General features: G+C 54.9%; 1 rRNA gene. It reads right to left on the minus strand.

From position 1 onward, the window contains the following. Positions 1-96 (minus strand): 23S ribosomal RNA (locus E1285_RS45255); the annotation flags it as partial. Positions 97-315: the final 219 nt, after the last annotated feature.

Raw genomic sequence — 315 nt, forward strand, 5'->3', positions numbered from 1 at the left:
CTGGTTGCCGACTCCCCGAGGCATATCGCAGGCTCCCACGTCCTTCATCGGCTCCTGATGCCAAGGCATCCACCGTATGCCCTTAAAAACTTGAACACACAAAACGATCAAAACAAATCGCAGATAAACAACACAACCCCGGAACAAAAGAAAGCCTCACGGCCCCCTCTCACCCGAGATCCCATCGTTCACCAGAGATGCTCGCGTCCACTGTGCAGTTCTCAAAAAACAACCGGGCCCACCAAAACCACACCCCAACAAAGAGATGTGGCCCTGGTCCCGCAGTCCGAAGAAACGTGCCCGTTCCCTCAGGAC

The sequence above is a fragment of the Actinomadura sp. 7K507 genome (assembly GCF_004348425.1).
Lineage (GTDB): Bacteria > Actinomycetota > Actinomycetes > Streptosporangiales > Streptosporangiaceae > Spirillospora.